Annotated in this window: 8 protein-coding genes; 3 read left to right on the top strand and 5 right to left on the bottom strand. The window is 70.9% G+C overall.

Annotation, left to right across the window (positions count from 1 at the left end):
• The first annotated feature begins 83 nt into the window (after nt 1-83).
• From VK923_06310 to VK923_06300, 3 genes are all read left to right on the top strand, one after another.
• On the top strand, nt 84-773 hold the full coding sequence (locus VK923_06310; protein HSJ44277.1) for a hypothetical protein: 690 nt from the start codon (nt 84-86) through the stop codon (nt 771-773).
• 4 nt (nt 774-777) lie between these two features.
• On the top strand, nt 778-945 hold the full coding sequence (locus VK923_06305) for a hypothetical protein (GenBank protein ID HSJ44276.1): 168 nt from the start codon (nt 778-780) through the stop codon (nt 943-945).
• Nucleotides 946-1,110: 165 nt separating this feature from the next.
• A complete protein-coding gene (locus tag VK923_06300) occupies nt 1,111-1,416 on the top strand; it encodes a permease (GenBank protein ID HSJ44275.1) in 306 nt (101 codons plus the stop codon).
• A gap of 295 nt (nt 1,417-1,711) precedes the next feature.
• Here VK923_06300 and VK923_06295 read toward each other — a convergent pair whose 3' ends face one another.
• The 5 genes from VK923_06295 to VK923_06275 form a co-directional block, all read right to left on the bottom strand.
• Entirely contained in the window at nt 1,712-2,554 is an 843-nt protein-coding gene (locus VK923_06295; GenBank protein ID HSJ44274.1) for an SDR family oxidoreductase, read from the bottom strand.
• Nucleotides 2,555-2,604: 50 nt separating this feature from the next.
• Nucleotides 2,605-2,760 (bottom strand): hypothetical protein, encoded by a 156-nt coding sequence (locus VK923_06290; GenBank protein ID HSJ44273.1) that lies wholly within the window; start codon nt 2,758-2,760, stop codon nt 2,605-2,607.
• A gap of 80 nt (nt 2,761-2,840) precedes the next feature.
• Nucleotides 2,841-3,722, bottom strand: coding sequence for a hypothetical protein (locus VK923_06285; protein ID HSJ44272.1), 882 nt, complete (start codon nt 3,720-3,722; stop codon nt 2,841-2,843).
• A 39-nt stretch (nt 3,723-3,761) separates the two neighbouring features.
• A complete protein-coding gene (locus tag VK923_06280; GenBank protein ID HSJ44271.1) occupies nt 3,762-4,646 on the bottom strand; it encodes a hypothetical protein in 885 nt (294 codons plus the stop codon).
• Nucleotides 4,647-4,665: 19 nt separating this feature from the next.
• Nucleotides 4,666-5,052 (bottom strand): hypothetical protein, encoded by a 387-nt coding sequence (locus VK923_06275; GenBank protein HSJ44270.1) that lies wholly within the window; start codon nt 5,050-5,052, stop codon nt 4,666-4,668.
• Nucleotides 5,053-5,266 lie beyond the last annotated feature (214 nt).

The following is a 5,266-nucleotide window of genomic DNA, read 5'->3' as shown; positions in this document are numbered from 1 at the left end:
GCCCGTGGCGAACGGCGCCTGCAGACCGACCGCACCACCTGGCGGGAGTTCGCCGCGACCGTCACGACCCTGCTCGAGCAGCCATGGCCCGCCACCACCTGATCGACGATCACCTCGCGTTGCTCGCCGGCCGTCTGCCGGGCAGCGCGGTCGACGAACTGGCCGACGGGCTCACCGAGACCTGGCACAGCCATCTCGCTGCCGGGCTGTCGCCCACGAGCGCCGCCGACGCCGCCATCGCCGAGTTCGGCACACCCGACCAGATCATCGACGCCTTCGTCACGCACGCACCCGGCCGTCGGATGGCACTGCGGCTACTGACCAGCGGGCCGATCGTCGGCGCGTGCTGGGCCGCCAGCCTGATCGCGGGCCGCGGCTGGACCTGGCCGATGCCACACCCGGTCCGGTTCCTCCTCGCGGCGCTGCTGTGCGCGGTCGTCGCAGCGTTGGTCACCGCGACGACCAGCCGCCACAGCTACCGCCGCACCCGACTGGGCGCGGCAGGCGGCGCCACCCTGCTCGTCCTCGACACCGCCATGCTGACCACGCAGGCGATCGTGACGCCACCGCTCGCATGGCCGCTGCTCGCAGCCATCCTCGCCAGCCTGATCCGCATCGCCTGGACCGCACGGTCACTCCCCGCGGCGCTGACCCGCTCACCCGGCACCATCAGAGTTGACCACGGCTGGAGGGCGGCAGGGTCAGTTGGCACCTGCCGGCGTCACAGGCCGCCAGCGTGTCGAGCACCTTGTCGCGCAGCGCGCCGGTGTTGACCCGTTGATCTTCGTCGCGCTCGCCGTGATCTTCGGACCGCGTACGGCGGTGCTGTACACGGCGGTGACGTTGACCGCAACGCTGGTCGCCGACGCGATGGGCGTGCGGGCAGGCCGACCGGGTGTGCGTCGCTGGGCGGGCGGACGCGGCCGTCACCCGTTCCCGCAGTGACGACGCCGACCCGGCCTGCGGTCCGGACCCGTTCGGTCCGGGCCCGCCGTGGCAGGGCTGGGCGACCGAGGCTCGCGACGGTGCACGATACGCGATCGGCCTGATCCGCGGGTTGGCGCTGCCACTCGGTGTCGCCGCCATCATCGCCGTCGGGTCGTGGGCGTCGTGCCGCGCGACCCGCTGGCCACGGTCGCAGGTCCCGACAACCCGCTGGCCGTGCCCGTCGCGGCGGTGGTCGGCACGCCGCTGTACGTGTCCGGTGAGGCGTTCGTACCGATCGCGGCGGCACTGCGCGACCAGGGCATGGCCGACGGCGCCGTGGTCGCGTTGATCATCGCCGGCGCGGGCGTCAACCTGCCCGAACTGGCCGTGCTCTCCACGCTGGTGTCCCGCCGTGTCCTGGCGGGTGTCGTCGCGGCGATCTTCGTCACGGCGATCGTGGCCGGCTATGCCATCCCCGCCGTGACCTGACGCCGACACACCACAGGCGGCGGTCTCGCGTTCGAACTCGGCGCGGCCGGTCCACGAGGTCGGGTACTGGTCGATCAGTTCGGTCTTGTACAGCCCGATCGCCTCGCCGCCGCCATAGCCATCCTCCGCCACGACCTTACGACAGCACCAACCTGACCGTCATCAACCCAACCAGGCCAGGAGGAGGAAGACACACAGTCACTGTCCGCGACCGCCTGACGGTCGCTCGAGGATGAAGCCGAAAGTCTTCTCCTACACCAACTTGACGGACGCGGCCCAGTTGCGGCGGTGCTAATCAGCGAAGGTGGTGGGCAAGGTCGCGTCCGAACTCGGCGAGCGTGCGAGGTGATGTACCGGTGACCGCGCGTACGTCGTCTGTCGTCCTGTCTTCATAGCCGTCCGCGAGCATGCTGTGGAGCCGCGCCATGTCTGCTGCGAACCACGGTTCCACCCCGCTGCGTTCCAAGGCGGTGCGCACGTCGGCAGGTGAGACCCGTACGTGTCGGAATCGGCGGCCCGTCTGGTCCGAGAGGATCTCGGCAGCTTCGTCGAATGTCATCGCCTGCGGGCCCGTCAGCGTGTGGGCTCGGCGATCGCGCAGCGGGCCGCGGAGGAGGTCAGCTGAGACTGCGGCGACATCTCGCGCGTCGACCATTGCGACCCGCCCGTCGCCCGCGGCAGTGTACAGTGCGCCCGCGCGGGCCATGCGGATCAGGTTCTGCATGAAAAACACCGGTCGGACGAACACGTGCGCCAATCCGGACCGCCGTACCGCCTGTTCGGCATCGGCGTGCTGACGCGCGATTCGCAGCTGGGAGGCCTTGTCGGCACGAAACACTGAGAGCTTGACGATCCGCATCGTGCCAGCTCGGGCCGCTGCGTCGATGATGGCGCGTTCCTGTTCGGGCTGGCGCCGGCTCTGACGGGTGAGCAGGAACAGGCGATCGATACCGGCTAGGGCGGGGTCGAGGGTCTCGGGCCGGTCGAGATCACCCTCGACGGGATCGATCCGGTCGCCGAGGAGGGTCCGCGCCGCCGCGCCGTCACGTACCAGCGCCCGTGGTCGCACGCCGGCCGCGTGCAGCTGCCGGCAGACCCCGCTCCCAACCGTGCCGGTGGCTCCGGTGACGAGGATCATGTCATTGTCCTTCCGCTCGGCGGTCCCGGGGGCGCAGTGGGCGACACACGTCACGCGTCGTGTGGTGCGGGGGCGTGGACGGCGCGAACCGGGTAGTCGCGCAGGACGGGTACGGGCGACTCGATGACGAGGTCGCGTCTGATGCGTCGGAGTTCGGTTCGCAGCCCGCGGAGCAGTGCTGCGAGACGGTGACGTCGTGCGGACATGTGCGCTCCTCATGTTCGGTGCCGGTGACTGCTTCCTGTTGTCGCGCAGGAGCCCGGATGGTTCCGGGTCCGACACTGGGTCATGTTTCCCGGTCCACGGTCACGTTGGCGGCACAACCCCAGCATCGACCCCAGGGTCTAGGTTCCACCCCTGCCGGATGGCGCCCACACAGGTGCGGCTCAGCGCTCGCGGTCAGCCGACGACAGCGTGCGCAGCGCGCCGTCGAGTTGCTCGCGGCCGCGGATGCTCGGCTTGAGGTACGTGTTTCGCAGGTGCCATTCAACGGCCTTGACGGTGATGAACAGGCTGTTGGCGATCTGCCGGTTGCTGTGGCCGTCGGCCGCGAGCTCGGCGACGCGCCGCTCGCCCGGAGTAAGACTGGGCCGCCCCGCCCGCGTTGGGGCCCGCCCGCCAGCGAGGCGCAGCTCGTCGCGCGCTGTGTGGCGAGCGCCTCGGCGCTGGTGTCTTCCGCGAGCGCGAGCGCCGTGCGGAGCGTTCGGCGGGCCTCCGCCGGCCGCCCGTCGCGACGCCTCGCCCTGCCGAGATCAGTCAGCGCGCGGGCGTGCTCCACCCGGGCACCGGAATCAGCGAGCACGACGACCGCCGATTGCAGCAGCTGCACAGCCGTGTGGCCACGGGCCAGCAGGCCGGCGGCGCGGCGCGCGACGCCGATCGCACGTGGCGCACCGAAAGACTCGGCGAGCGTCTCCTCCTCGCTGATGAGGTTGCGGGCCAGCTCCAGCCGTCCGAGGCGGCTGGCGACGAGGCCGGCCTCGGAACGCCGTGGCAGGACCGCGGGATTGTTGATCTGCAACACCTCGTGATGGCGACCGGTCGCGCGGAACGCCTGCAGCGTCTGCTCGCCGTCGCCCTGGCACGCAGCGAGCCGCCCGCGAGCCATCTCCCACCATGCCGCCCAGAACGGCGGGGCCTGTCGATGCGGGCCGGTGCGCTCGAGCACCGGCGCCGCTTCAGACGACCAGCCCTGCTCGACAAGACCCTACACCAGGCAGTAGGCGGCGGATGACTCGTATACCGACCCGGCCGGCAGCACTTCGAGTGCGGATCTGGCGTCGTGCACCGCCTCAGCGATGGAGCCGGTCCACAGCGCCTGTCGGGCGCGAAGCACACTGGCCAGGACGAACGCCAGCACCGACCCGCCGCGGCGGGCGTCTGCGAGGGCCAACCGCACCGCCTGCTTTACGCTGGCGACGTCGTCGCACCACTCCAGCGCTGCGATGACCTGCCAGGGGACCTGCTCGTCAGCGTCGGCGTCGTCGAGCAGCAGCCCGTGGTGGAGGAGCCGCCTGGCCGCCGCGACGATCTCCTGACGTGGGCCGGCGGCCCAGGTCCGCATCATCACTGCCTTGCTCAGCAGCGCCAGCTCAGGCGTGGTCGACAGCGCGTCCGCTCCATCCAGAATCTGTGGTGCTCGGCGATGCGCGTCGCCGGCGCGGTCGGGGGTGAACATGGCTGCGTTGAGGTAGCCACCCTGCATTTCGATGGCCAGCTCGTCACCTGGCTCGACCGGGCTCAGTTCTCGGAGACCACGGCTGAAGGCTGCGCACGCGTCGTCGAGCTGCCCATTGTGATGCAGCGCTCTGCCCAGCTTGAGCAACAGGCGGGCACGCTCGTGCGCGTCGCCGGTCAGCGCAACCGCGGCCTGCAGGTGCGCGACGGCGTCGGGAAGCCCGGCGGTCACCTCAGCGTGCCCCAGCTCGGCCAGCACCACCGGCCGCACCTCAACAGCTGGCGGTTCACGCACGGCGCGCCGCAGATACGTGGCCGATGACGTCGGCGCTCCCTGACGCATGGCCCGCTTCGCGGCGGCACGCAGCTGCGCGACCACGCGATCGTCACCGGCTGCGAGGTGTGCACTGACCACCTCATCCGGTCCTCCGGCGTCAGCCAGCAACAGCGCCGCGCGCGCGTGCATTGCCGCGCTGGTCGCGCTCTGGCATCCCGCCATGAACGGCGGCTCGTACCAGCGGATGGATGAACCTGAGCGGATCCCCCACCTGCAGGACATCAGCCCTGGCCAGTTCGTCCGCGCCGTCCGCCGCGGCCGGCAGATCGACCTCCGCCAGCGCAGCAGCGAGGTGCAGCGGGACACAGTCCTCCACCGCGGCCGCATGCGCGATTGCGCGCGCGGGCCGCGTCATCGCCGCGAGGCGGCGCATCACCGAGTGCTCCAACGAACGCGCCGCCTCCGTCGCGCCTTCGACCAGCGCCAGCTCGTCGAGCCCTCTGGCAGGCCGCTCGACAGCGATGAGCAGCTCACGCAACTGCAAGGGGGTACCGGCCGTCAACGCAACGCAGCGTTGACAGACCTCCTCCTGTGCCTCCGAAAGCGCGCCGCACGAGCTCGCGAACCGCTGCCGATCCCAACGGTCGCAGCACCCGCACCCGTGCTGCCGGGTCATCGGCGAGGACGTCTATCAACGTGGCATCGCCGCCGACCGCGGGTCTGGCCGCCATCAGCATGCCGACCGGCGCATCAGCTAT

This window comes from Euzebyales bacterium, from assembly GCA_035461305.1.
Classification (GTDB): domain Bacteria; phylum Actinomycetota; class Nitriliruptoria; order Euzebyales; family JAHELV01; genus JAHELV01.
The sequence above is the reverse complement of the archived record's forward strand: the minus strand, read 5'-3'. Positions and strand labels throughout refer to the sequence as shown.